24 protein-coding genes are annotated in these 24,082 nt (G+C 33.3%); 5 read left to right on the top strand and 19 right to left on the bottom strand.

Annotated elements, in window-relative coordinates:
* Window positions 1-268 precede the first annotated feature (268 nt).
* The 4 genes from ABD766_RS13435 to ABD766_RS13450 form a co-directional block, all read right to left on the bottom strand.
* The gene (locus tag ABD766_RS13435) at window positions 269-1,726 is read right to left on the bottom strand and encodes a MoxR family ATPase (RefSeq protein ID WP_344817161.1); all 1,458 of its coding nucleotides are present in this window, start codon (window positions 1,724-1,726) and stop codon (window positions 269-271) included.
* 217 nt (window positions 1,727-1,943) lie between these two features.
* Window positions 1,944-3,062, bottom strand: a complete 1,119-nt coding sequence (locus tag ABD766_RS13440; RefSeq protein ID WP_344817162.1) for a vWA domain-containing protein — start codon at window positions 3,060-3,062, stop codon at window positions 1,944-1,946.
* A gap of 72 nt (window positions 3,063-3,134) precedes the next feature.
* Window positions 3,135-3,662, bottom strand: coding sequence for an NUDIX hydrolase (locus tag ABD766_RS13445; RefSeq protein WP_344817163.1), 528 nt, complete (start codon window positions 3,660-3,662; stop codon window positions 3,135-3,137).
* A 1-nt stretch (window position 3,663) separates the two neighbouring features.
* Entirely contained in the window at window positions 3,664-4,704 is a 1,041-nt protein-coding gene (locus ABD766_RS13450) for a GMP reductase (RefSeq protein WP_344817164.1), read from the bottom strand.
* A gap of 668 nt (window positions 4,705-5,372) precedes the next feature.
* Between ABD766_RS13450 and ABD766_RS13455 the strand changes: the two genes are divergently transcribed.
* Window positions 5,373-5,945 carry a pentapeptide repeat-containing protein gene (locus ABD766_RS13455; RefSeq protein WP_298308570.1) on the top strand — a complete coding sequence of 191 codons (573 nt, stop codon included), beginning with the start codon at window positions 5,373-5,375 and terminating at the stop codon, window positions 5,943-5,945.
* A 101-nt stretch (window positions 5,946-6,046) separates the two neighbouring features.
* Here ABD766_RS13455 and ABD766_RS13460 read toward each other — a convergent pair whose 3' ends face one another.
* From ABD766_RS13460 to ABD766_RS13515, 12 genes are all read right to left on the bottom strand, one after another.
* A complete protein-coding gene (locus tag ABD766_RS13460; RefSeq protein WP_344817165.1) occupies window positions 6,047-6,718 on the bottom strand; it encodes an ABC transporter ATP-binding protein in 672 nt (223 codons plus the stop codon).
* A 1-nt stretch (window position 6,719) separates the two neighbouring features.
* Window positions 6,720-7,976 (bottom strand): ABC transporter permease, encoded by a 1,257-nt coding sequence (locus ABD766_RS13465; RefSeq protein ID WP_344817166.1) that lies wholly within the window; start codon window positions 7,974-7,976, stop codon window positions 6,720-6,722.
* Entirely contained in the window at window positions 7,976-9,067 is a 1,092-nt protein-coding gene (locus ABD766_RS13470; RefSeq protein ID WP_344817167.1) for an efflux RND transporter periplasmic adaptor subunit, read from the bottom strand. The genes ABD766_RS13465 and ABD766_RS13470 overlap by 1 nt, the downstream gene beginning before the upstream one ends.
* 71 nt (window positions 9,068-9,138) lie before the next feature.
* Window positions 9,139-10,176, bottom strand: coding sequence for an o-succinylbenzoate synthase (locus ABD766_RS13475; RefSeq protein ID WP_344817168.1), 1,038 nt, complete (start codon window positions 10,174-10,176; stop codon window positions 9,139-9,141).
* 37 nt (window positions 10,177-10,213) lie between these two features.
* Window positions 10,214-11,419: a tetratricopeptide repeat protein gene (locus ABD766_RS13480; protein WP_344817169.1), complete on the bottom strand. Its 1,206-nt coding sequence runs from the start codon at window positions 11,417-11,419 to the stop codon at window positions 10,214-10,216.
* A gap of 111 nt (window positions 11,420-11,530) precedes the next feature.
* Window positions 11,531-12,208, bottom strand: coding sequence for a metal-dependent hydrolase (locus ABD766_RS13485; protein ID WP_298308556.1), 678 nt, complete (start codon window positions 12,206-12,208; stop codon window positions 11,531-11,533).
* A gap of 12 nt (window positions 12,209-12,220) precedes the next feature.
* On the bottom strand, window positions 12,221-13,177 hold the full coding sequence (gene menA, locus ABD766_RS13490) for a 1,4-dihydroxy-2-naphthoate octaprenyltransferase (protein WP_344817170.1): 957 nt from the start codon (window positions 13,175-13,177) through the stop codon (window positions 12,221-12,223).
* A 125-nt stretch (window positions 13,178-13,302) separates the two neighbouring features.
* On the bottom strand, window positions 13,303-13,740 hold the full coding sequence (locus tag ABD766_RS13495) for an Imm7 family immunity protein (RefSeq protein WP_344817171.1): 438 nt from the start codon (window positions 13,738-13,740) through the stop codon (window positions 13,303-13,305).
* A gap of 76 nt (window positions 13,741-13,816) precedes the next feature.
* Window positions 13,817-15,328, bottom strand: coding sequence for a PH domain-containing protein (locus ABD766_RS13500; protein WP_344817172.1), 1,512 nt, complete (start codon window positions 15,326-15,328; stop codon window positions 13,817-13,819).
* Window positions 15,328-15,843, bottom strand: a complete 516-nt coding sequence (locus tag ABD766_RS13505; RefSeq protein WP_344817173.1) for a PH domain-containing protein — start codon at window positions 15,841-15,843, stop codon at window positions 15,328-15,330. Before ABD766_RS13505 ends, ABD766_RS13500 begins: the two co-directional genes overlap by 1 nt.
* 3 nt (window positions 15,844-15,846) lie before the next feature.
* Complete coding sequence (locus tag ABD766_RS13510; RefSeq protein WP_344817174.1) at window positions 15,847-16,443, bottom strand: outer membrane beta-barrel protein; 597 nt, start codon at window positions 16,441-16,443, stop codon at window positions 15,847-15,849.
* An 85-nt stretch (window positions 16,444-16,528) separates the two neighbouring features.
* Entirely contained in the window at window positions 16,529-17,368 is an 840-nt protein-coding gene (locus ABD766_RS13515) for a 1,4-dihydroxy-2-naphthoyl-CoA synthase (protein WP_298392284.1), read from the bottom strand.
* A gap of 60 nt (window positions 17,369-17,428) precedes the next feature.
* On the opposite strand from ABD766_RS13515, the gene ABD766_RS13520 reads away from it, so the two are divergent.
* Together ABD766_RS13520 and ABD766_RS13525 are read left to right on the top strand one after the other, a co-directional pair.
* Complete coding sequence (locus ABD766_RS13520; RefSeq protein WP_344817175.1) at window positions 17,429-17,956, top strand: hypothetical protein; 528 nt, start codon at window positions 17,429-17,431, stop codon at window positions 17,954-17,956.
* A gap of 2 nt (window positions 17,957-17,958) precedes the next feature.
* The gene (locus tag ABD766_RS13525; RefSeq protein ID WP_344817176.1) at window positions 17,959-18,387 is read left to right on the top strand and encodes a PH domain-containing protein; all 429 of its coding nucleotides are present in this window, start codon (window positions 17,959-17,961) and stop codon (window positions 18,385-18,387) included.
* 36 nt (window positions 18,388-18,423) lie between these two features.
* Here the strand turns inward: ABD766_RS13525 and ygiD are convergent, their stop codons facing one another.
* Window positions 18,424-19,257 (bottom strand): 4,5-DOPA-extradiol-dioxygenase, encoded by an 834-nt coding sequence (ygiD, locus tag ABD766_RS13530; RefSeq protein WP_344817218.1) that lies wholly within the window; start codon window positions 19,255-19,257, stop codon window positions 18,424-18,426.
* A gap of 132 nt (window positions 19,258-19,389) precedes the next feature.
* Between ygiD and ABD766_RS13535 the strand changes: the two genes are divergently transcribed.
* Window positions 19,390-20,073: a hypothetical protein gene (locus ABD766_RS13535; protein ID WP_344817177.1), complete on the top strand. Its 684-nt coding sequence runs from the start codon at window positions 19,390-19,392 to the stop codon at window positions 20,071-20,073.
* A gap of 812 nt (window positions 20,074-20,885) precedes the next feature.
* On the opposite strand, the gene ABD766_RS13540 is transcribed toward ABD766_RS13535, so the two are convergent.
* Window positions 20,886-21,713 carry a CvfB family protein gene (locus ABD766_RS13540; protein WP_344817178.1) on the bottom strand — a complete coding sequence of 276 codons (828 nt, stop codon included), beginning with the start codon at window positions 21,711-21,713 and terminating at the stop codon, window positions 20,886-20,888.
* A 210-nt stretch (window positions 21,714-21,923) separates the two neighbouring features.
* Between ABD766_RS13540 and ABD766_RS13545 the strand changes: the two genes are divergently transcribed.
* Complete coding sequence (locus ABD766_RS13545) at window positions 21,924-22,361, top strand: SET domain-containing protein-lysine N-methyltransferase (RefSeq protein WP_344817179.1); 438 nt, start codon at window positions 21,924-21,926, stop codon at window positions 22,359-22,361.
* On the opposite strand, the gene menD is transcribed toward ABD766_RS13545, so the two are convergent.
* A complete protein-coding gene (gene menD / locus ABD766_RS13550) occupies window positions 22,358-24,016 on the bottom strand; it encodes a 2-succinyl-5-enolpyruvyl-6-hydroxy-3-cyclohexene-1-carboxylic-acid synthase (RefSeq protein WP_344817180.1) in 1,659 nt (552 codons plus the stop codon). The two genes, ABD766_RS13545 and menD, sit on opposite strands and share 4 nt — an antisense overlap.
* Window positions 24,017-24,082 lie beyond the last annotated feature (66 nt).

Below are 24,082 nucleotides of genomic sequence, written 5' to 3' on the forward strand. Positions count from 1 at the left end.
GATTTCTTTTTAGGTTTCTCCTCCTCTGGAGGAGTGGCCGTAGGTCGAGGTGGCTTTTTTTGGAACACAGAGTTGCACTGAGTTTAGCACAGAGTTGCACAATGGAATTTTTTAACCACATAGAAACATAGTTTTTCTATGAACATAAAGTCGCTTCGCTTTAAATAGAGCACATAGAATAATCTGTGAATCAGTGGCGGAATTTAAGGCTGAAAAGAATCGTCTAAAAAAAATCGAGAACCTGTTTAAGATTCTCGATTATTACTATTTATAGTTTATTGATATAACTGCTGTACAAATCCTTAAACTGATAGCCTACATCTACTCTATCTTTACTTAGTTTATCGTATTCTACCAATCCCCAAAGTATAAATTCTTTTAAGAAATACTTGTCTTCTGTTGGGAATTCTGGTTGGTATTTTTGGATTAAATCTTCTAATGGTGTTACGGCATCCAATTGTTTTTTGTATTCTTCATCTGTAGCATCGTCTAACAATTCGAAACCTGTTTCTGCAAAAAACCATTCTAATATTTTGGCATACGGACTGGAATCAGCATCACGTTCTAACTTCTCAATTTTGGGAAAGTAAGCAGGGAAGAACGTCTTAATGGCATCTGCTATTAAATATTGTGCTACAACTGCTGCACCCTCTTGTTCACCTTCATAAACCAATTCAACTTTACCCGTAATGGCAGGAATAATTCCCATAAAATCGGATAATCGTACTGACGTTTTATCGCTTCCAGACAACAAAGCTCTTCTTTCGGCAGTACTTAGTAAATTCTCATAAGCTGTGATACTCATACGCGCACTTACACCACTTTTGGCATCAATATACTCACTTTCTCTTGCTTCAAAACTTATTTGTTCTAGCAAATCCTTCGCTAAATTGGGAACATGAACTGCATCTGATTGTAATTGGTCTAATTTAGCTTCTTGATGCGTAATCGTTTTAGCAATGGCAACCGTTTCAGGATAATGTGTTAGAATTTGGGAACCAATTCGGTCTTTCAATGGTGTTACAATACTTCCACGATTAGTGTAATCTTCTGGATTGGCTGTGAAAACAAATTGCATGTCTAATGCCATTCGCACTTTAAAACCACGAATTTGAATATCGCCTTCTTGCAAAATATTGAATAGAGCCACTTGTATTCTCGCTTGTAAATCAGGTAATTCGTTGATTACAAATATGCAACGGTTTGCTCTTGGAATCATTCCGAAGTGAATTACACGGTCATCAGCATACGATAATTTTAAGTTAGCGGCTTTTATTGGGTCGACATCACCAATTAAATCGGCAACTGTTACATCTGGTGTAGCTAATTTTTCAGAAAAACGTTCGCTTCTGTGAATCCATTTTATTGAAGTAGCATCACCTTTTTCAGCAATTAAATCTTTAGCAAATCTTGAAATCGGATTTAATGGATCGTCGTTAATTTCTGAACCCTCCACAATCGGCATATATTCGTCTAATAATTCAATCATTTTTCTAGCCAAACGCGTTTTCGCTTGACCACGAAGTCCAAGTAAATTGATGTTGTGACGTGATAAAATGGCACGTTCCAATTCAGGAATTACGGTGTTTTCAAATCCGTGAACACCTTCAAAAACTGGTTTACCCGATTTTATTTTAGTTCGCAAATTATCACGCAACTCGTCTTTAATACTTCTCGATATCCAACCGGATTTTTTTAATTCTGCTAGTGTTTTTATATCTTTCATCTTCTATAAACGTTTGAATCCGCTGGATTCTTTTTTAATATTATATTATTTTCTATAAACGTTTGAATCCGCTGGATTCTTTTTTAATATTATATTATTTTCTATAAAGGTTTAAATCCTCCGGATTTTTTGGATGGTAATAGAATTCTGATATCTAAAATCTCATATCTGCTATCTGAAAACTGAAATCTGCCATCTGTAATCTGCTATCTGAAAACTATTTTATTTTCTTCTTCCTATTCGTCTCATAATCCTCAAAAATCATTTCTCCCAAACCTTTGAGTCCAGTGTAAAATGCTTTTCCTTGATTGGCTTCGGTAAATCGGTTTACGAATTTCTGCAGGTACGGATCGTTTGCAATCATGAACGTTGTTATTGGAATATGCAATTTTCTGGCTTGTGCCGCTTGATTGTAGCATTGCTCTACAATATACTCATCCAAACCATTACTGTTCATGTAATAGGTTCCGTCTTTTTCACGAACGCAACTTGGTTTTCCGTCTGTTATCATGAATATTTGCTTGTTGGTATTTCGTTTTCTACGCAACATGTCCATTGCCAATTGTAATCCGGCAACGGTATTGGTGTGATAAGGTCCGACTTTTAGATAGGGTAAATCTTTAATCGCGATTGGCCAAGCGTCGTTTCCGAAAACTAGAATGTCAATGGTGTCTTTTGGGTAACGTGTTGTGATTAATTCTGCCAAAGCCATAGCCACTTTTTTGGCTGGTGTGATTCGGTCTTCACCATACAAAATCATACTGTGGCTGATGTCAATCATCAAAACGGTACTCATTTGAGATTTGAATTGAGCATCTTCAACAACCAAATCATTTTCGGTTAACTTAAAATCATCAACTCCATTATTGATTTGTGCATTTCGCAGACTTTCGGTTAACGAAATACTTTCTAAGCCGTCACCAAAATGATAGTCTCGAAATTCGCCTGTCTTTTCATCACCACTTCCTGAATATTTAGTTTTATGATTTCCGGTACCTGATTTTTTAAGATTCCCAAAAATTTGGTCTAAAGCCGCTTGACGAATGGCTCTTTCTGTTTTGGCAGTAATTCCGGTTCCCGAAGTTCCATCGTCTTTTAGTTCTTCGCGGATGTATCCTTTTTTCTTTAAGTCTTCAATAAAATCGTCGATAGTGTAGTTTTCGTCCGTTAATTTATATTCAACGTCCAACTGTCGTAACCAATCGATGGCTTCATCAAAGTCGCCTGAAGTGTGCGTGATTAACTCTTTGAAAATATCAAAAAGTTTATCAAATGGCGAAAGATTGGGTGCTTCGTATTTCTTGAAGAAAAATCCTTTTCTAGTGTTCTTTTCCATAGCATATAAAATTACTATTTAAAGTTTAGAACCCAACAGAACGAATACTAATTTTTAGTTAAAGTAACTTTATTATTTGATGTAACGTTCACCAATAACTTTTCGAATAGATACAAATCCGATTTTATTTAAGTCGATTTCGCTTCTTTTTATCCAGATTAGCGACTTGATTTCATCGGCTGCATTGATGGAAATTACATCACTATTGAGTTGACATTCGTAGAAGATGTCCATAGTTCTATATGGCACATTTTTATAAAGGTAATTATTTGGTGCTGTGGTTACATAGGTCAAATCATTTGAAGTAATTGTTAATCCTAATTCTTCACTTATTTCACGACAAGCCGCTTCTTCTGCAGTTTCATTTGGATCTATAAATCCACCTGGTAAATCTAGTTTTCCTTTGTCTGGATCGACGTTTCTTTCTGTGAAAAGAATTTTATCTTCATAAGTGAAAATTATGGCTACGGCAGCAGCAATATTGTGATACAAAACAAAATCACAATCGGAACAATGCAACTTGAAATTGTTTACATAAGTTAGGTTTTGCGAACTGCAATTGGGACAATATTTGAAAAAGGACGTTTCGTTATCTGACATACTATTTGGTATAAACTCGATTTTCTTGTTCTAAAACTCTAATAAAAGTCGTTCTTTTAGTTAATTCTTTCAACTTGGAAGCCCCAACATAAGTACAAGTACTTCTAATGCCACCAAGTATATCATGCAAGGTATCAATTACATCGCCTTTAAACGGAACTTGAACCGTTTTTCCTTCACTAGCTCGATATTCCGCTACTCCTCCAACATGCTTCTTCATTGCGGTTTCCGAACTCATTCCGTAAAACTGCTTGAATTTTTCTCCGTTAATTTCAATTGTTTCACCACCGCTTTCGGTATGTCCGGCTAACATTCCGCCAAGCATTACAAAATCAGCTCCAGCTCCAAATGCTTTAGAAACATCACCTGGAATGGCACAGCCACCATCGCTAATAATATGTCCGCCCAAACCATGAGCTGCATCGGCACATTCAATAATTGCAGAAAGTTGTGGATACCCTACTCCTGTTTTAACTCTTGTAGTACAAACCGAACCTGGTCCGATTCCTACTTTTACAATATCTGCACCTTCTAAAAGTAATTCTTCTACCATTTCGCCAGTAACAACGTTTCCTGCAATGATAACTTTATCAGGATATTGTTTGCGCGCTTGTCTCAAGAACGCCACAAAATGCTCAGAATAGCCATTAGCTACGTCAATGCAAATGAATTTGAGTTGCGGATTGTGTTCAAAAATTTCTGCAATCTTTTTAAAATCTGCCTTGCCTGTTCCGGTGCTTACTGCAATATAATCACAAATATCAGATGGTGCTTTTTTTATAAAATCATTCCATTCTTGAACGGTATAATGCTTATGAATGCATGAAAATAGTTTTTCTTTTGCTAAAGCTAAAGCCATTTCAAAAGTTCCAACAGTATCCATATTAGCTGCCATAATTGGAACTCCTGTCCATGTAACGGTACTGTGTTTAAACTTAAAATCTCTTTCTAATGACACTTGTGATCTACTGTTAAGCGTAGAACGTTTTGGTCTTATCATTACATCTTTAAATCCTAATTTTAGTTCGGTTTCTATTCTCATTTTACATAAGTTTTCATTACGTTCAAATGTATTATATCGTTGGGTTTATATGAAATAATATTATTGGAATTTATTAACAAAAAGGTGTGAGTTTTTAGTTTTGGCACGCGGATGAAACGGATGCTTCGCAAACGCGGATTAAGGCGGATTTTTTTGGTGGCACACAGTTAAAGAATGTTATTTATTGCTTCTAAGTTCTCGATAAATTTTTTATAAAATTGCTTGGTCGCAATTATATAAAAAACACTCGAAGTGACGGTAGTTGTAAACTTGAATACTGAGAACTGAACACTGAACACTGAATACTGAACTTGGTGGCACAGAGTTGCTAGGAGATTGGCACAGAGTTACACAATGTATTTTTTGGAACACAGATTGAAATAATCTGAGAAATCTTTAAAATCTTTTGTGACTTTTGTGTTAAGATTGGAACGCGGATGAAACGGATGCTACGCAAACGCGGATTGAGGCGGATTTTTTTGGAGCACACAGTTAAAGAATGTTATTTATTGCTTCTAAGTTCTCGATAAATTTTATATACAATTGCTTGGTCGCAATTATATAAAAAACACTCGAAGTGACGGTGGTTGTAAACTTGAATACTGAGAACTGAAAACCGAGAACTGAACACTATTTTTCCCTAACTTTACGCTCACAAAATAAAAAACATGCACACCGATTATATTTTAGACCAAGAATTTAGAGACCAAACGTTTGACGATACCAATACCAAGTTTAAAGATTTTGAGAATTGTACTTTTTACAATTGCGATTTCAGAGCTTGTACGTTTCAAACGGTAACTTTTATTGATTGTAATTTCTTTGATTGCAATTTTGCGGAAACTAAAATCAATTATATTTCTCTACGTGGTGTGTTTTTTACTAAATGTAATTTCACGAATGTGAATTTTGCCATGACTGACCAAGTACTGTTTGAATTCCACTTTAAAGATTGCTTGTTAGACTACGCTAAATTTTATGCTTTAAAGCTCAAGAAAATGCAGTTCATCAATTGTAGTTTGATTTCAGCCGACTTTATGGGCAGTGATTTAACCGAAGTATTGTTTGACAATTGCAACCTAAGAAGAGCTGTTTTTATTGACACCATCGCCAATAAAGCTGATTTTTCTACCAGCTATGATTACGCTTTCGACCCAGATAAAAACAAAATTAAAAAAGCTGTTTTCTCTCAAGATGGTTTGAAAGGACTTTTGGAGAAATATGATATTGTGGTGAAGTAGGTGTTAGGTGTTAGGTGTTAGGTGTTAGGTGTTAGGTGTTAGGTGTTAGGTGTTAGGTGTTAGGTGTTAGATGTTAGGTGTTAGGTGTTAGGTGTTAGGTTTTAAATAATATTTCCATCTTCCATTGTTATGATTCTGTTGGTTCTTGCTGCAAAATCGTTGTCGTGGGTTACTATTAATAACGTTTGCTTCTCTTCTAACGTAAGTTTTTTGAAAATATCAAAAACTAAGTCGCTGTTTTTTTTGTCCAGATTTCCTGTTGGTTCATCGCCCATAATAATTAATGGATTGTTGATTAACGCTCTTGCAATAGCTACACGTTGCTTTTGTCCACCACTCAATTGATTTGGCATTTTTAGAGCTTGTTCTTGCATGTCAAGAGTTTTTAAATGATCCATCGCATTGTGTTCGATTTCAGAATTTGATAGTTTTCCTAGTTTCATTCCTGGCAACATGACATTTTTAAGCACATTGTATTCGGAAAGTAAATAATGAAACTGAAATACAAAACCAATTTTTTCATTGCGGATTGCGGCTAATTCTTTATCTGATTTTCCTGTTATAAGTTCTTCGTTTATAAACAATTGTCCTTCATAATCGGTATCCATTGTTGAAAGTAAATACAGTAATGTAGATTTTCCACAACCTGATTTTCCGACTATGGAAACAAATTCGCCATGATTTATGGTCATGTCAATTCCTTTCAACACTTGAAATTTAACTGGGTCGTAAAAATATTTGGTCAAACCTTTTGTTTCTAATACTTTACTCATTTTATTTTCCTCTAATGATTTCTACAGGATCAATTTTACTGGCTTTGAGTGCTGGAAAAAGTCCAGCGATAATGGTCGTTAGCAATGCAAAAACAATTCCGATTACGTAAAACAATGGATTGAAATTGATTGGATAAGTCTTTATTGTAGGCAAAGAAGCCGTTTCAAACGGAATTACATCTATGATTGAAGAAAATACAAATCCGAAAATCAATCCAAAAACACCACCAACCAATCCGATGATTAGCGCTAACAAAATAAAAATCCATTTTACGTCATTACCTGAAAAACCAGTTGCTTTTAGAATGGCAATACTGTCCATTTTTTCAAAAATCATCATGTTTAGAATATTATAAATTCCAAATCCAGCTACTATAAGCAACACAACGCCAACAGCATAGGAAATAATACTTCGCACTGTGCTTCCTGTTTCAAATTGTGAATTGGCCGTTTGATAATCAATTGCATCGATTTCAAATTTGTTTTGAAATTCAACTGCAACACTCGGAGCTGTGGTTATATCAAACAATTTTACTTGTATGTCTGTAACGTAATTTGTAGACTCTCCAAGCAATTTTTGAGCTGTTGCCAAAGAAGTATAACTCATTGTGTTATCATATTCAGCTATACCAAATTGTGAAATTCCAACAATCTTTAACGACGCAAGATTTCCTTTTGCTGAGGTTACTTTTATCATATCACCAACAGCAAGTAACATTTTATCAGCCAATCCTTTACCAATAATGATACTGTTGTTTTGAATCAAATCAGCCACTTTACCCTCGATAATATAATCGCTTATTTTGAATAATTTTTCTTCTGGCAAAACATCAATTCCGTTAATAACTCCAGAAATTTCAATGGTTCCGGAATTAAAAAAAACAGGTACATTGATTTTGGGTGCCACATCAATAATACGGTTATCTTGCTTTAGATAATTGATAATTGCTTGACTATTGTAGATGGCTTTTCCTCTGTCTTTGGGCTTAATAGAACTTATGAAATTAGTGCTGTTCTTGTATTTTTCAGACAATTCAATAGGTTGCTTTAAAGTAGGCTTTATTTCGTTGTAAAGTCTAACATGAGCAGTTCTATTTAACATTAACCCATCTAATAGATCATTCAAACCATTCATAAAGCTCACTAAAGCGATAAACATTGCAATTCCGAACGTAACTCCGACTGCAGCCACAATAGTTTGTTTGAGTCTGGCTTTAAGTAAATGGATGGCAATATTAAAAATTAGTTTGAAATTCATTATTGCGGTAAATAAATGGTTTCGTCAACCGTTAAACCTGATAAAATTTCAGCATTTTGGTAATCGCTTAATCCTACTTTTACTTTACGTTTCTCGTCTTTGTTAACCAAAACATATTCACCATCAATAAGATAACTTTTCGGAATAGTAATTACGTCTTTTCTAACCTTTATTACAATATTAGCTTCGGCTGTTAAGTTTGGATATAATTGCTGTGGTGTATTTAAAAAATGAGCTTCTATTTTGAATGTTCTGGAACGCTCATCCATAATTGGATAAATTTTATCAACGGTTGCTTCAAATACTTTTCCTTTGTAACTATCCATACTTACTAGCATGGTTTGACCTAATTTAACGCGAACCATATCGTTTTCATCTACTTCTAATTCGAGCAAATACGAATTTTTCTTTCCAATAATGGCTAGTGGTGTTTGTGTAGTAACCATAGAGCCTTTTTTGACTAAAACATCAAATAACTCTCCATAGAAGGCACTTTTAATCGTATAATCAGCTTTAGTCTTTTGACTAATCTTTAAGTTGATACTATTACGAGTTTGGTCATTTTGCAGTTGCGATTTAAGTTGTGCTAATTGCTTTACAGCTGCTTCATAATTGGATTTAGAATTTTTATAAGCCAATTCAATCCTTTCATAATCTACTTCAGAAATGATATTGTATTTCTTGATGTTCTTATTTCTGTTATAAATGGACAAATCCAACGCCAATTTATCTTTAGCAGCTTGAACCTTAGTTTCCATTTCGGAAATTTTATCTCGAATGTAATTATTGTCTTGTTTACTGAGTTGATAAGCCAGTTGAGCATTTTCAGTATTTAGGTTTGCTTTATCACTTTCTATTTGAAATAAAGCTTGCCCTTCGGTTATGGTTTGTCCTACTTCAACATTTATAGTTTGTAAAACACCATTAACCGTTGAGAAAACAATATATTGATTTTCGGCTTTTACAATTCCCGAAGCATAAACACTTTCGGTTACATCACCTTTTTTAGGTTGTGTTTCGGTTAGTTCTTTTTTAGAACAAGAAATCAATAGAAAACCTATGACTATGGAAGAAATTAGAAAATATCGCATCTGAAAAGGTATTAAACGAATAAAATCGCCTATCAAATATACGAAAATTTAATGAAATTCGGAAGTAATAATTAGATTAATTTACACTCCCAATCTAAAGAAGTATTGTAAGCAATTTGCCCATTTTTTACTTCTAACGGACTATCAAAATTATTGGTATATAATCCTCCAGTTCCGAGTCCTTGAGGCATTGGATTTAGTTGTAAATAGGTCCATTGTGTGATGGCATTTAAACCGATATTGCTTTCTAAAGCAGAAGTAATCCACCAACCAATATTGTGTTTTTTAGCTAAATCAATCCACTCTTTTGTACCACGAAATCCGCCTACAAAACTAGGTTTCAAAATGATGTATTGTGGCTTTATTTTTTGCAAAAGCTGTTCTTTATCTTCGTATGAAAACACACCAATAAGTTCTTCGTCTAAAGCAATAGGAATTGGAGTGGTTTTACACAGCTCTGCCATAGTGTCAGTATGGTTTTTTGCAATAGGTTGTTCGATACTATGTAATTTATAACCAGCTAATTGATTCAATTTATTTAAAGCTAAATCTTCACTAAAAGCACCATTAGCATCTACCCTAATTTCGATAGTATTTTCATCAAAATTTTGACGAATGAAGTGCAATAAATCGAGTTCTTTTTGGAAATCTATAGCACCAATTTTTAGTTTGATGCAATGAAAACCTTGCGCTAATTTTTCTTCAATTTGCTCCTTCATAAACACCTCATCACCCATCCAAACCAAACCATTAATGTCCATGTTTTTTTTGCCTTCGGTAAACTCCGATGGAAACAATAAAAAAGGATTTTTTGAGGCTAACGATTGGAACGCCATTTCAACCCCAAATTGAATAGAAGGAAATTCTAAAAGCGCCTCCCAAAGTTGGTCTTTTCCAAGATGAATATTTTGGCAAGTCCATTGTAGTTTTTCTTCATAATCGGGTCTGTCGTCTGCACTTAATCCGCGAAGGATGCCACACTCACCTATTCCTTTTTTTCCGTTCTCTTCTAGAATGATGAACCAAGTTTCTTTTTCGTTCATAACGCCTCTAGAGGTTCCAGAAGGTCGTTTGAAGTTTAAGATGTATTTTTGGTAGGAGGCTTTCATAAAAAAGATAATAGATAATAGAAAATAGACTTGCGAATTACTCTAGAACTCTTAAAATCTTTTTGAAGTTTTCTGATGGTAGGCCAAATTTTTGGAACTCTTTAAAATCATCATTTACTTGTTCTTTCCAAGTTTTGTTGCTTTCTATGTTTTGATTGGAAAATGATTTATGAAGGGCTTTGGCCATTGACAATCTATTGGTAAACATATACACATGAGCCAATTTGAGTTGAAAAATAATATCGGATGGATTAAGTTTTAAACCTGTATTGTAAGCTTGTTCTGCTTTGGCAAATTGTTTGGTTACCAAATAATAACCTCCTAACAAGGCATAATCAGCACTTGTGGCTTTGTTTTTATTGATGATGTCTATATTAATAACTTCAATAGCTTCTTGAATCTTTCCTTTATTGAATAAGGCAACCGATTTATTTCTTATTGCTCCGTAATATTTATTGATTTCGCCAGTTTGACGCAAGCTTTCCTCGATAGCTAACTCTGTAGCTCTATTTTTTTCAACAGCAAGCAATTGGTTGTATTCACTTGCTTTGTATTTCTTGGAAATGTTTTCTAGAAACAAAGCGTAGAATTCTTCTTTCTTGTTTAATGATTTAGCTAACTCTAGATTTTGAGCTACTTTGAGTAATTCTTTTTTAGTATCGTTATTCCAACCGCGACTGGCTTTGTTGTCAATCCAAGGCACTACTTCTAAGATTACTTTTTCTTTCATCACCCAATTATCGCTTTCGAAAACGAAGTAAAGATTTTGAGTTTTAGCAGTAAAACAATCAGAATTTTTAGCTTTAAGCAAACGCGCTTCTTTGTTGACAGGTGTTTCTTGATACAAACAAGCTTTGTTGGGTTTTTCAGCCGTTAGAAACTCCTCTGCCTCTTTGGATTGCGAGAAGATAGCGTATTTAGTTTTGTCGTCACCAGAAATAGAAGAAGCTAAAAATATAACTCCAGCAGTTCCTTGACTGATTCCTGTTGGATCGGGAATGGCTTTAAGAACTGAAACCAAACTAGAAGACAGTTTTTGATTATCGTCTAAAAGTGTTATTCGGTAAACTATCTCTGTTGTTCCTTCGGGAAAATCGGCTGTTTTGATTACTTTTTTCTCTCCGGCTTTAAGAATAATAGTTTCGTTTGTGGTTCGAACATTGTCCCAATAACCATCTTTAGATTGTGCAGAAGCTATTGCCACTGTAAGTATTAGTAGGATAAGATATAATTTCTTTAACATTTTAATTTGATTCAATACAATTACTAATTAGCCCTGATGGAAGCATCTACCATGTAGTGCGTACAGCAGGAATAGGGTTGATAACAATTACCATACCATTCGCTCCTGAATTTAAAGCTTAATACTTTGACCAATTTCTAATAACATTAGGTCTTTGCCTGCATCGAAGAATTTCTTTTTGGCTTCGTCGTGGTTGATTTCGATATATCCGAAGGTGTCGAAGTGTACTCCGAGTACTTTATCGCAATCTACAAAATCGGCAGCAAGAATGGCGTCTTCAACATCCATAGTGAAGTTGTTTCCGATGGACAAAATTGCCAAATCAAGTTTAGTGCGCATTGGAATAAGTTTCATATCCATAGTTAGCGCTGTATCTCCAGAGATATAAATGTTTTTGTGTTCGCCTTCGATTACGAATCCGCATGGATTTCCGCCATAGCTTCCGTCTGGAAAAGAGCTTGAGTGGATGGCATTGACTAATTTTACTTTACCAAAATCAAACTGCCAACTTCCACCATGATTCATAGGATGGTATTTTAGACCTTTATTTCCGTAATGCACTGCTACTTCATAGTTAGAGACAATAGTTGCGTCTGTGCGCTTTGCAATAGCCTCTGCATCGAGAATGTGGTCTTGATGTGCATGAGTAAGTAAAATATAATCTGCTTTGAGCGAATTTATATCAATGTGACTTGCTTTTGGATTGGCAGTAATGAATGGATCGACCAAGATATTTTTTCCGCTTACTTCAATTCCGATGCAAGCGTGTCCGTAGAATGTGATTTTCATTTCAATTAAATTTTAATTAGTATAAAAAATTAAAAAGTCAGAAAGTAAATAAATAAGTGATAACGACAATAACACCGATAACAGAAAAGTGCTAAGTGCTAATTTCTTTAATTCAGGATCTAACAATTTGTGTTCTTTATTTTTGGCTACTCTTTTAAGATGTGCGATTATCGGAAAATAAGCAATTAAGAAGAAATACAAATCGAAATTGAATCGTCCTGGGTTTGGATCTCTATAGCTGAAATCGAAAATTAATGCAAAAGCTAGCATAAGCACCATTGCTGTAATGATTAAGAAATAATGATACTTTTTAGCCCAAGCTCCACCATTTTTAACAACAATAGTATTTTTACCCGACTTTCTATCGGATTCTTCGTCACGCATGTTGTTTAGGTTTAAAACCCCTACACTCAACAATCCGATTGCTGTTGCTGGAAGAAATAACAACCAATCGATTTGTTTGGCAAACATGAAGTATACTCCAAAAGTACTTACCAATCCGAAGAAGGTAAATACAAAAACATCGCCTAAACCTCTGTAGCCATAAGGATTTTTACCTACGGTATAACGAATAGCTGAAGCAATAGCTAGAATTCCTAAAACAAAGAAAATAATAGAGTAAAGAAAATACTTTCCTTTGAACGATACATAAATCAATAACATTGCTGAAACTAAGGTCAAAAATGCTGTAATGAATATGGCATAACGCATTGCGCCTGGCGTGATTAATCCGCTTTGAATGGCTCGCTTTGGTCCTATTCTATCTTCGTTGTCTGTTCCTTTTACTCCGTCGCCATAATCGTTGGCAAAGTTGGATAGAATTTGCAATCCTAAGGTAGTAGAAAGTGCTAAAATCACAATTTTCCAATTGAAAATTCCTTGAGACATAGCGTAGAAACTACCTACCAATATTCCGGATACAGAAAGTGGTAAGGTTCTTACTCGTGCGGCTTCAATCCAGTGTTTCATTTTTTAAAATGTTTAAAAGTTTAATCTTTTAGTTTAAGGGTTTAAAAGTTTAGAAGAAAATAGTATTCACGTTTACTTTAATTACTATTTACTAATCACTATTCATGGCGGTTAGCGGTAGGTATTTATAAATATTCTAAACCATTTAAATTACCATTAAATATTTTCTCTTCAATTTCTTCAAATTTATTTCCTAATAATCTGTATAATTTATAAGGTTTTTCATTCTGAAAATCTATATCTTCATCATTCGTTTCGTATAGTAATCCATGCGAACCATTTCCTAAATTTGCAACAAATTCAAAGAATTTTATAAGTACATCTGACCTATGGTTTCTAGAATACTGAATTGTTAGAAAATCAGACATATTATTAAAACTAATTAATTCATATTTTATAAAATGATTTTCGCTGCTTATTCTTTTTAGTTCCTTTAGCACTTTTTCGATAAACTTCCGAATAAATTCATCTTCTAAGTCATCATATTCTTGAGAACATATTTCAATATCTTTTATGCTATTTGGGCTTATTCTCAAAACAATCCAACCTTGACAATTATACATTTTAATTTTATTTTACCGCAGTCTTTGTAAACTTACTGTCAACTAATTACTTTTTACTAATTACTTTTTACTAAAATTACATCCAGTTGCTGTCTGATGTTTCTATTTCGTACAGCCAAAGGTTTACGTATTCTTTTATTGTATTGTATTCACCTAAATAAAACGATAGGTTTCCTCCTGCTGTGTGCAAAGTTAACGAACCTATATTTAGATTTTTGTGCCAGAACAATTGCGAGGTTGTAATGGCTTGTATTTTTTTAATTTCGATTATTTCATTGTCTACATCCCAAGCGCCACTTTGTTTGATGATATGATTATCACTTACAAATAAACGGTAATTTCTGAATCCGAATACGTGAATTAATAACAAAAATACTGTATAAAAAACAGTAAAATGGCTGTATTGAAATACTATTGCATCTACTTTAGTACCAAAGATAAAAAATCCTGTTAAAGGTAAGATAATTGTTAGAAAAATAGAGAAAACTAATTTACGAAAATTAGGTCGCATCATCACTCCTCTTTCTGGCAATTGATTGAAAAGCAGTTTTAGAATTTCATCGCGCTCTTGCGAATTACAACCCGGAATTTCTATTAAATTCTTTTTCTGTTTCTGTTCATCGCTTGTGGCTTGCTTGATTTTGATTTCGAGTACATCAAGTTTTTTCTGAAAGAAATTTCTTGAAATGTTAACGATTTGCACTTTCTCAGGTTTTAGAATAGTACTTTCTGTGTTGATTAATCCGTAAGAAAGTAATAAAGAACCTTTTTGCTTAGCGATAGAAAAATTGAAATACTTGACTATTGTTCTAACAATATTAATTAGAAATATAATAGTAAACATCACTATAACAAATACAAGAATGGCATAGATAACTGGATAATTGCTTATTGCTGTTTCGATTTTATCTTCGTCAATTACATCTTCTTTTCCTATTTGATGTAGGTTTTCTATAATGGTAAAGAAGAACGTTAGAATCAAACCAATGCTTTTTACATAATTAGAAGTAATTCCAATCTTAAATAAACTTGCAAGATTGATTTTTAGAAAAGGATGTGTTTCTGATGTCGGAATTGCCTCTTGAACCTCAGTAGTATTTTCATCGGAAACAACTGATTTTAAATTTTCATTGTCTAATAATTTTGATTTCAATGCCAATGCTAATGGATGCGAAATAGCTTTAATGTTGCCTTCTTTTTTATCACTACCTGCAGTATCTACACTTAAAGCATAAACACCAATAAGGCGTTGCACAAGATTTTGATGAATATTTACTTGTTGAATTTTATTGAGTTGAATGGTAGTTTTAGTTTTGTTGATTACACCATCGTTAACAATAAACTCGTCGTTAACATCGTCGATATAGAATGTGAAATTTAAATATCTTAAATAAGCAATGACACCAACAACTACTATTACACCAATGATTGCTATAAACACATACAATTTGCTAAGATTATCTACTTTAAAAAGAGAAACTAGAATAATAGGCCAAAAAGCCCTTGCAAATTTCTGCAAAGAATCAACAAACATGATCAAAACTCCAATGGAAGATTGTCTTTGTGGCTGATTGAAATTGGTTTCCATTACAGTTGCTTTTGAATTTTACCCATCAATAACTGCTTGATGTTTTCGGCTTCTTTCTTTTCAATACCAGGAATTTCTAAATCGCTTGAGCTTCCTCCAGCTGTGAAGATTTCTACTTTGGCTAAACCAAAAATTCTAGAAACAAAACCTTCATGTAATGCAACGTGTTGTACTCTATTATAAGGAATTACCATAGTATTGGTTGAAATAATACCACTTCTGTAAATTACATCGTGATTTCTGAAAGCATAGGCTTTTTTCTTGAAAGCAATTCGATTAATTAATAAAGAAAATAAAAGCACAACGAAATAAGTAATTGCAAAATACAATCCAATATCTGAAAATTCTTCTTTATTGAACCAAAGCAATGTCAAAGCAATACCAATAATAACAAATACGATAGAAAAATTTATAAGTGTAACTTTCCAATACTTTGGATGCAAAGGTGTCAATTGTACTTCTTCATATCGAGGAAGTTGCTTGGTATCTATAACTTCGTTAGTAAATTCTTCCATAAATTAAAATTTTAGACCTATTCCCAAAGCTAGGATATGTGCATTAATATTAGATTCTATTGGTAAGTATTTATAATCTGTTTGAAAGTAAACTTTATCATTAAAATAAAGTCTAAATCCAGGATTGATTGAAAGACTATTATAAGTTTCTGTGATTTCAAAACTTCTAGCTTGAAAAGCAGGATCCATTGGGTCAAAAAGACTAGGAGTATAAGTTTCAATAACAATTTTAGATGTAAAAAATGAGTAGCCCAAGTTAAAAAAAGGTTTGAATGTTTTACTAGCATTAAACTCTACTCCAAAATTTGGATTGACCATTATTCTGTTTTTTAAATCAACTTGATTATCAATAACTCGACCTTGAAAATAATCTAATCCCAATCCACCTTGAACACTAATTAATTCGTTATTGAACAAAACATAATGAGCGTTCAAACCAAGAATTCCATTAAAGTTATCACTAACAAAATTGTCATTTCTGATATTTCCTGTGTAATGTAATGAAATCAAAAACTTATTATCATTCTGCTTTACCTTCTCTTGAGAGTTAGATTTAATAGATAATAACAATAGTAAACTTAAAATTATTATGTTTTTCATGGTAAAATTATTGATTCCTACGGAATGACAAACTGTGTGTGTTGACTGATAACTGAGCACTGAACACTAAACACTGACAACTAAATTAAGGCAGCCATTTTTTATCGAAGTTAGGTTTGCGTTTTTCTAGAAAAGCGTCTCTTCCTTCTTTGGCTTCGTCGGTCATGTAGGCTAATCTTGTTGCTTCTCCTGCAAAAACTTGTTGTCCTACCATTCCATCATCGGTTAAATTCATGGCGAATTTTAGCATTTTAATAGACGTTGGTGATTTGGCTAATATTTCTTGTGCCCATTCGTAGGCAGTAGCTTCTAATTCATCATGAGGAATTACGGCATTAACCATTCCCATTTCAAAAGCTTCTTGTGCGGAATAGTTTCTTCCTAAGAAAAAGATTTCTCTAGCTTTCTTTTGTCCGACCATTTTAGCTAAGTAAGCCGAACCATATCCACCATCAAAACTAGTTACATCGGCATCGGTTTGTTTGAAAATAGCGTGTTCTTTACTTGCAAGAGTCAAATCGCAAACTACATGAAGACTGTGTCCGCCACCAACTGCCCAGCCAGGAACAACGCAAATTACAGCTTTAGGCATAAAGCGAATTAAGCGTTGCACGTCTAAAATATTTAATCTGTGATATCCATCATCTCCAACGTATCCTTGATGTCCTCTTGCTTTTTGGTCACCACCACTACAAAATGACCAGATTCCGTCTTTAGAACTTGGACCTTCTGCAGAAAGCAACACCACTCCAATAGAAGTATCTTCCTGTGCATCGTGAAAGGCTTGTAGCAACTCTGCTGTAGTTTTTGGACGAAATGCATTGCGCACATCTGGACGATTGAATGCAATTCTCGCTACTCCATTGCATTTTTTATAGGTTATATCTTCAAATTCTTTAGCGATTACCCAATTAATTTCTGACATATTCTTTTTTTTAAGCGTAAAAATACTATTTTTATAACTTATTTAAAAAGAAAGTTCTTTATGAAAAATTTATTTGTTGCTTTATTTGTATTAATAACTTCATTAACAGCTACATCACAAGTAAAAGCAACAGCTTTTCCTGATGCAGGATTTATGGCTGCCTTTCCAACAAAACCTGAAGTAGAGAAAAATCAAGTGGATACTAAAGCCGGAAAAATAGAAAGTACCGCTTACACTTGTGAAGGTGAAGACTTTGTTATTACACTTTCAGAAAATATATACCCTGCTGAATTGATAAAAAAACTTGGAGATGTTGGTGTACAAGGAATTTTGGATGGCGCAAAAAATGGTGCTATTAAAAATTTTGAAACCCAAATGGAAGGAAAATACACCTCAACAATGGATGAAACTTTCTTGTATGATGGTAAATATAAAGCAACAAAATTTGGTGGAACAGCTGGTGAAGTTGACATGGAAGCCCTTTGTATTGTAAAAGAAAATCATTTCTTTATTCTGATTATAATGGGAAATACTAAAGCTGAAGCCGCTACACAATTTGTAAAATCATTTAAATTAATTGAAAAATAATAATGAAAAAACGATTTCTATCCACAAAAAACACTTTTACCATTGCTATCCTATGGGGTTTGGTATTATTTTTAATTACTATGTTAGTTTTAAACTTAACCAAAGGAAATATTCCTGTTGCTCCCATTATCATTATATCCTTGGTAACTGCTTTTATTCTTTGGGTTTTGTTGGATACGAGATATGTTATTAAAAACAACTTTCTTTTATATCGTTCGGGACCAATTCGTGGTAGAGTTGATATCACCAAAATCAAATCTATAAAGCGTTTTTCAGGATTGAATGTTCCAGTAATGTTGAAACCAGCTTTAGACACCAAAGGTTTTATTGTGACTTACAATCAGTTTGATGATTTGTTTATTTCACCTAAAATGAGTGATATTTTCATTGAAGAAATTAAGAAAATAAATCCGAAAATTGAAGTGATTTAATACACAAAAGGTAAGCGTAATGCTTACCTTCTTTATTTATCCTATTTTCACAGAAGTCATTGTTAACGAGCCTCCAACCGGCTTATCATTAAAGAAACTTACCTCGTCTTTACTGTCTTGCAAAGCGATGCTGTACAACAACGGATAATAATGATCTGGTGTTGGAATAGCAAGTTTAGCTGCTGCATTAAGTTTCTCGTATTCTATTAAAGATTTGAAATCATTATTTCCTATTTTTTCTTTGAATATGGTATTCATTTCTATTGCCCAATCAAAACCATATTCAGGTTCTTGCAGTTTGTCCCAAGCCACCATTCGAAGGTTATGCACCATATTTCCGCTTCCTATAATCAGAACTCCTTTTTTTCTTAAAGAAGCCAATTGTTTAGCCAAATCATAATGGTATTGAGGAGGTTTATTATAATCAATACTCAATTGCAATACAGGAATATCTGCATTGGGATACATGTGTCGCACCACTGTCCAAGTTCCGTGGTCTAAACCCCAATCGTGGTCTAAACCAACATTGGTTGAGGTAATTAATTCGGACGTTGCTTTTGCTAATTCTGGACTTCCTTTTGCAGGATATTCAACATCAAACAACGCTTTAGGAAAACCACCAAAATCATGAATCGTTTTAGGATTTTCCATAGCGGTGATGTGCGTTCCATTTGTTAACCAGTGCGCTGAAATAACTAAAACAGCTTTAGGTTTCGGAATTTCTTTTCCGAATTTTGCCCAAGTTCTTGAAAACTCGTTGTCTTCAATTCCGTTCATTGGTGAACCGTGACCAATAAACAATGCTGGAAGTTTTTCTTCTTGTTCTGCTAAGTCTTTAGTCCAATTATAAAATGGTTTTAATGATGCCATAGCCGCTCCTCCTATTAGTGTTTTTATGAATGTTTTTCTTTCCAAGATACTAACATTTGTATATACAAATATATTAAATTATTTCTTATACTAAATAATAATTAACAACGTTTTAAATCTTAAATAAAACTCATGAAAATTAAGATACTAATACTACTTACGTTTTTTATATTCTCTACTATAAATCAAAAGGCAAAAAGTGATTATTCAATAGCTAAAAACAAAATTGAAACACAACGAAAAGCAATAAAAGCTAACTATTTGAAGGCTTCTGCACAAGAAAAGAAAGCAGTAATACAATCTACTAAACAATTAATAACTAAAAATTTAACTTCCACAATAATTCCGTTTTGGTACGGAACAAAATGGTCTTTTGATGGTTACACCGCAATTCCAAAGCAAGGTGAAATTGCTTGTGGTTATTTTGTTTCAACAACTTTAAGTCACGCTGGATTTAAATTAAACCGCTATAAATTAGCTCAAAAAGAGCCAAAAAAAGAAGCTGAACTACTTCAAATAAAAGGAGCAATTGAAGTTTTAGAAAAAAGTCCGAGTGAACTTAAAAAACATTTTATCGCTACTAAAAAAGACGGACTGTACTTTGTGGGTTTAGATTTTCACGTTGGGTATTTACTGAAAGAAAACAACGAAGTATTTTTCATTCATTCTAATTACATCAATCATGAAGGCGTAAAAAAAGAATCTATCACAGAATCGAAAGCTTTTGTAAGTAAAAAATACTACATCGTTGCTATTACCCAAAATGAAAAACTAGTTAAAAAATGGATTTTGAATGAAACGTTATTAACCAACTAAATAAATCCCCAGCCGAGCCGAGCAAAGAGTTCTAATTTAAAAAATTGTCCAATAAAAAGCTGCGGTAACGTCTCCTGACATTGCGCAATTTTTCTTATTTTTGATAAAACATAAATATTTGAAAGAAGTACATGTTACGAGAGACCAGACTTTAACTGGAAAAACATTATACGATAAACCTATTCAAAATTAATTATGAAAATTTATTATTACTTATTATTTCGAATTTATATGTTCTACGCTATACGTGAAAAGCACAATAATATTCTCTCAACTTCATTTCTATCAACTCTTCTTATTTCGCTTAATCTAATTGCAGTATTTCTAACACTCAATTATTTAGGATTAGTTCAAATAGTAAATCCAATTATTATTGCTTCTTCAATGGTTATTCTATGGGTGTTAAATTATTATTTAATAATACAAAAAAAAGCTTTTCTAAATCAAGACTTTAAAGAGGATAAAAACGGAGGCATATTGGTTTGTTGTTATATTTTATTTTCATTTTTGTTAGTTTTTATTGTGGCTAAACTAAATAGAGAGAGAATTTTTAATGTGTAGGTAGTGTAATTTATCAAAGTTAGTGATGGCTACTTTTTATTAATCTAAGAAATTAATAATCAATAAAAATTAAAAATAATTGTAAAATGTTCTCTCCAATGGATACAAATTATAAATATGTTAAGACAAAATGGTCATTAAGAACAAAAGCCATTTGTAATGAGGTTGCTAGAATTTAAGTATATTATCATCAGTTGGTTCGAATCAAAATGAAGTCACAAAAAAAGCACTGAATTCAGTGCTTTTTTTTATTATATTAGGTAAATCCCATCCTCTTTAATTTCAATCAACTTTTCTTTATACAAAAGTCCGATTGCTTTCTTGAAGGTTTTCTTACTCATTTTCAAAACCGTCTTAATATCTTCTGGATTAGAATTGTCATTCAATCTTAGGAAACCTCGGCTGGCTCTTAATTCGTTCATGATAATTTCTGAATTGGGTTCTATGTTTTCAGAACCTTGTTTGTGTAACGAAACATCAATTTTTCCGTCAGGACGAACCAATTTTATATAGCCTTTCATTTTGTCACCTGTACGAATGGCATCGTCATAAACTTCATCTTTATACACCAAACCTTTGTGCTTTTGGTTGATGATAACGTTGATTCCGATTTCGGTAATGTGAGAAATGATTAAATCTACTTCTTCTCCTTTTTCTACCGTAATATTTTCGTTATCCAAAAACTGGTTGGTTTTGCTAGAAGCCACTAACCTATTGGTTTTTTCGTCCATGTAAAGATACACTAAATAGCGTTTTCCTTTTTCCATAGGACGTGCTTGCTCTTTAAACGGAACTAGAATGTCTTTCTCCATTCCCCAATCCATAAAAGCACCAATTTGATTGATGTAATTTACTCGTAAAAGTGCGAATTCGTTTAAGAAAATATAAGGTACTAAAGTAGTCGCCACTGGACGTTCTTCATGGTCAAGATAAACGAAAACTGTCATTTCTTCGCCAATCTCAAATACTTTTGGAACGTATTTATTAGGTAATAAAACATCCTCTTTTCCATTGGTAAGAAATAAACCTACTTGAGTATCTCTATCTATTTTTAGTGTATTGAACTGTCCAATTTTCATATATGTAAAATATAATTTTTTAGCGGTCATATATGGAATCGCTTTTTTATTTATTGGTGTTTGCTTGCGCAACTTGTTGTTAATGGCGATTTCATAATATGCGTATAATTTGCGCAAAGGTACAAAATAGCAATTATGAATTATGAATTATAAATTAGGAATTGATGGTTTGTAGTGAAATTGATTATATTTGAGTACTATATATTCAAAATGTCAAAAAACGACCCAAATAAAATTCAAGCCGAAGAATCGGATTATTTGTATATCCAAACTTCACAACTTCCGGATTCTGGCAATGGTTTGTTTACTGCTATTGACATTTATATAGACGAAGTTATTTCGATTTTTAAAGGCGAAATCTTATCTGATATTGAAGCTGAATTGCGAGCAAAAAATAACACCAATCAATACTTTATGAATCTACACAACGGAAGTATTTTAGATTGTAGAAACACCGATTGTTTTGCAAAATACGCCAATGATGCTAGTGGTTTTTCAATCCCTAAGTTTCGGGACAATTTTAAAAATAATGCCAAAATTACTTTAGACGAAAATAATAATGTATGTCTGATTGCAATTAGAAAAATAAAATCTGGCGAAGAAATTTTCTGTGATTATGGGAAACGATATTGGAAGAAACATTCCTAAACCAACTCTTTAAAATATTGCAACAAAACCTTATCGTTTTCCAAAGTTGGTGTAAAAACTTCTAACAAAGTTGGTTTTTCATCATTTGAAAACATTGCTATTAAACTTTCTTCCAAAGTGGTTTCGGTACTGGCTGTAAGATAGTTTAATCCGTACATTTTGCATAAATGTTCCGCTGTTAAGCAATGAGAAGTTTCGAAAAATGTATTGAAAACTGACGTTTCATCGTGACCTGGAAGAATTCTGAAAATACCTCCACCTCCATTATTAATCAAAATAATTTTGAAATTTTTCGGAATGTAATTGTTCCAAAGTGCGTTGCTGTCGTATAAAAATCCGATATCGCCTGCAATGAAAACGTTTGGCTTTTTACTTGCAACAGCCGCTCCAATTGCGGTTGAGGTGCTTCCGTCGATGCCGCTTGTTCCTCTATTGCTGAAAACTTCAATACTTATTTCAATATCAAATAATTGAGCATAACGAATTGGCGAACTGTTACTAATTTGCAACTGCGAATTCTTAGGCAAAGCCGGAATCAATTTTTCAAATACTTTAAAATCGGTAAATGGGATTTTGGCTAAATATTCTAAACTACGTTTTTGACGCAATGCTTTGATATTTTGAGCATATTGATTGTAATTGCTTTCAACAGTTTCTGTCAACATAAAGAAGGATTGAAAAAACAAATTGGGTTGCACTTCAAAATGTTTGGTCAAACAATCAAAAGTATCGTAAGCTCTTAAATCGTCAATATGCCAATGGTGATTTGGTTTGTATTTTCTTAGAAAAGCTTTGATGCGTTTGGAAACAATCATTCCGCCAAAAGTCACTAAAATTTCGGGTTGAAAATCTAGAAAATCTTCATGTGTGAATGGCGTAATTATCGAATCAATGGTATTAATAAACTTTGGATGATGCAAATTGGAAGTAGTTTCAATCATAACCACAACCGAAGGATCGTTGGCTAATTTATCTAGAAACTTTTGTTCAACTGCATTGGGTTCGTTTACTCCAACAAGAACTAATTTCTTTTTGGAAGTGTTCCAAATGTTAGCATATTCTGAAATGGGTTCGTCGTAAATAAATTCTTTTGTAGTTGCCGAAATCACTTTAGGTTCCACTGTCAATTCAGAAACCGTTTCGTATAAAGGTTCTTCAAATGGTGCGTTGATATGCACTGGACCTTTTTTGGCGAAAGCCGTATTGATGGCTTCATTGATTAAAAAATCATTTTCATCAGAGGCATTTTCTGTAAGATTAGCATTAAATAACGAATGATTGTCAAACACGTTTTCTTGACGAATAGTTTGTCCGTCACCAATATCAATTTTGCTTTGTGGTCTGTCAGCAGAAATTACAACAAATGGTATTTGACTGTAAAATGCTTCTGCAAAAGCTGGATAATAATTTAATAAAGCCGAACCAGAAGTACAAACCACAGCCACTGGTTTCTTGAGTTGTTGTGCCATTCCAACAGCAAAAAAAGCTGCCGAACGTTCGTCTGCAATGCTATAACAAGTAAAATCTGGATGACTAGCAAATCCGATGGTTAATGGAGCGTTTCTTGAACCTGGAGAAATTATTATGGTTGTGATTCCTTTGGCACGAAGTATTTCGATGATGGATTGTGCTAAAGGTATTTTTGGGTACGTCATTTTATATTGGCTAGAGACAAAGCATTGCTTTGCCTGTACTTTAAATTGATTCGTACAAAAGTACAA

The sequence above is a fragment of the Flavobacterium cheonanense genome (assembly GCF_039539185.1).
Lineage (GTDB): Bacteria > Bacteroidota > Bacteroidia > Flavobacteriales > Flavobacteriaceae > Flavobacterium > Flavobacterium cheonanense.

Excerpts from the sequence above, each read along its gene's own strand:
- ABD766_RS13540 (WP_344817178.1), bottom strand. The coding sequence starts at position 21,713 with ATGAAAATTGGACAGTTCAATACACTAAAAATAGATAGAGATACTCAA.
- ABD766_RS13525 (WP_344817176.1), top strand. The coding sequence starts at position 17,959 with ATGAAAAAACGATTTCTATCCACAAAAAACACTTTTACCATTGCTATC.
- ABD766_RS13480 (WP_344817169.1), bottom strand. The coding sequence starts at position 11,419 with ATGTTAAAGAAATTATATCTTATCCTACTAATACTTACAGTGGCAATA.
- ABD766_RS13455 (WP_298308570.1), top strand. The coding sequence starts at position 5,373 with ATGCACACCGATTATATTTTAGACCAAGAATTTAGAGACCAAACGTTT.
- ABD766_RS13435 (WP_344817161.1), bottom strand. The coding sequence starts at position 1,726 with ATGAAAGATATAAAAACACTAGCAGAATTAAAAAAATCCGGTTGGATA.
- ABD766_RS13460 (WP_344817165.1), bottom strand. The coding sequence starts at position 6,718 with ATGAGTAAAGTATTAGAAACAAAAGGTTTGACCAAATATTTTTACGAC.
- menD (WP_344817180.1), bottom strand. The coding sequence starts at position 24,016 with ATGACGTACCCAAAAATACCTTTAGCACAATCCATCATCGAAATACTT.
- ABD766_RS13465 (WP_344817166.1), bottom strand. The coding sequence starts at position 7,976 with ATGAATTTCAAACTAATTTTTAATATTGCCATCCATTTACTTAAAGCC.
- ABD766_RS13445 (WP_344817163.1), bottom strand. The coding sequence starts at position 3,662 with ATGTCAGATAACGAAACGTCCTTTTTCAAATATTGTCCCAATTGCAGT.
- ABD766_RS13510 (WP_344817174.1), bottom strand. The coding sequence starts at position 16,443 with ATGAAAAACATAATAATTTTAAGTTTACTATTGTTATTATCTATTAAA.
- menA (WP_344817170.1), bottom strand. The coding sequence starts at position 13,177 with ATGAAACACTGGATTGAAGCCGCACGAGTAAGAACCTTACCACTTTCT.
- ABD766_RS13545 (WP_344817179.1), top strand. The coding sequence starts at position 21,924 with ATGTCAAAAAACGACCCAAATAAAATTCAAGCCGAAGAATCGGATTAT.
- ABD766_RS13450 (WP_344817164.1), bottom strand. The coding sequence starts at position 4,704 with ATGAGAATAGAAACCGAACTAAAATTAGGATTTAAAGATGTAATGATA.
- ABD766_RS13485 (WP_298308556.1), bottom strand. The coding sequence starts at position 12,208 with ATGAAAATCACATTCTACGGACACGCTTGCATCGGAATTGAAGTAAGC.
- ABD766_RS13505 (WP_344817173.1), bottom strand. The coding sequence starts at position 15,843 with ATGGAAGAATTTACTAACGAAGTTATAGATACCAAGCAACTTCCTCGA.
- ygiD (WP_344817218.1), bottom strand. The coding sequence starts at position 19,257 with ATGGCATCATTAAAACCATTTTATAATTGGACTAAAGACTTAGCAGAA.
- ABD766_RS13470 (WP_344817167.1), bottom strand. The coding sequence starts at position 9,067 with ATGCGATATTTTCTAATTTCTTCCATAGTCATAGGTTTTCTATTGATT.
- ABD766_RS13500 (WP_344817172.1), bottom strand. The coding sequence starts at position 15,328 with ATGGAAACCAATTTCAATCAGCCACAAAGACAATCTTCCATTGGAGTT.
- ABD766_RS13495 (WP_344817171.1), bottom strand. The coding sequence starts at position 13,740 with ATGTATAATTGTCAAGGTTGGATTGTTTTGAGAATAAGCCCAAATAGC.
- ABD766_RS13515 (WP_298392284.1), bottom strand. The coding sequence starts at position 17,368 with ATGTCAGAAATTAATTGGGTAATCGCTAAAGAATTTGAAGATATAACC.
- ABD766_RS13440 (WP_344817162.1), bottom strand. The coding sequence starts at position 3,062 with ATGGAAAAGAACACTAGAAAAGGATTTTTCTTCAAGAAATACGAAGCA.
- ABD766_RS13535 (WP_344817177.1), top strand. The coding sequence starts at position 19,390 with ATGAAAATTAAGATACTAATACTACTTACGTTTTTTATATTCTCTACT.
- ABD766_RS13520 (WP_344817175.1), top strand. The coding sequence starts at position 17,429 with ATGAAAAATTTATTTGTTGCTTTATTTGTATTAATAACTTCATTAACA.
- ABD766_RS13475 (WP_344817168.1), bottom strand. The coding sequence starts at position 10,176 with ATGAAAGCCTCCTACCAAAAATACATCTTAAACTTCAAACGACCTTCT.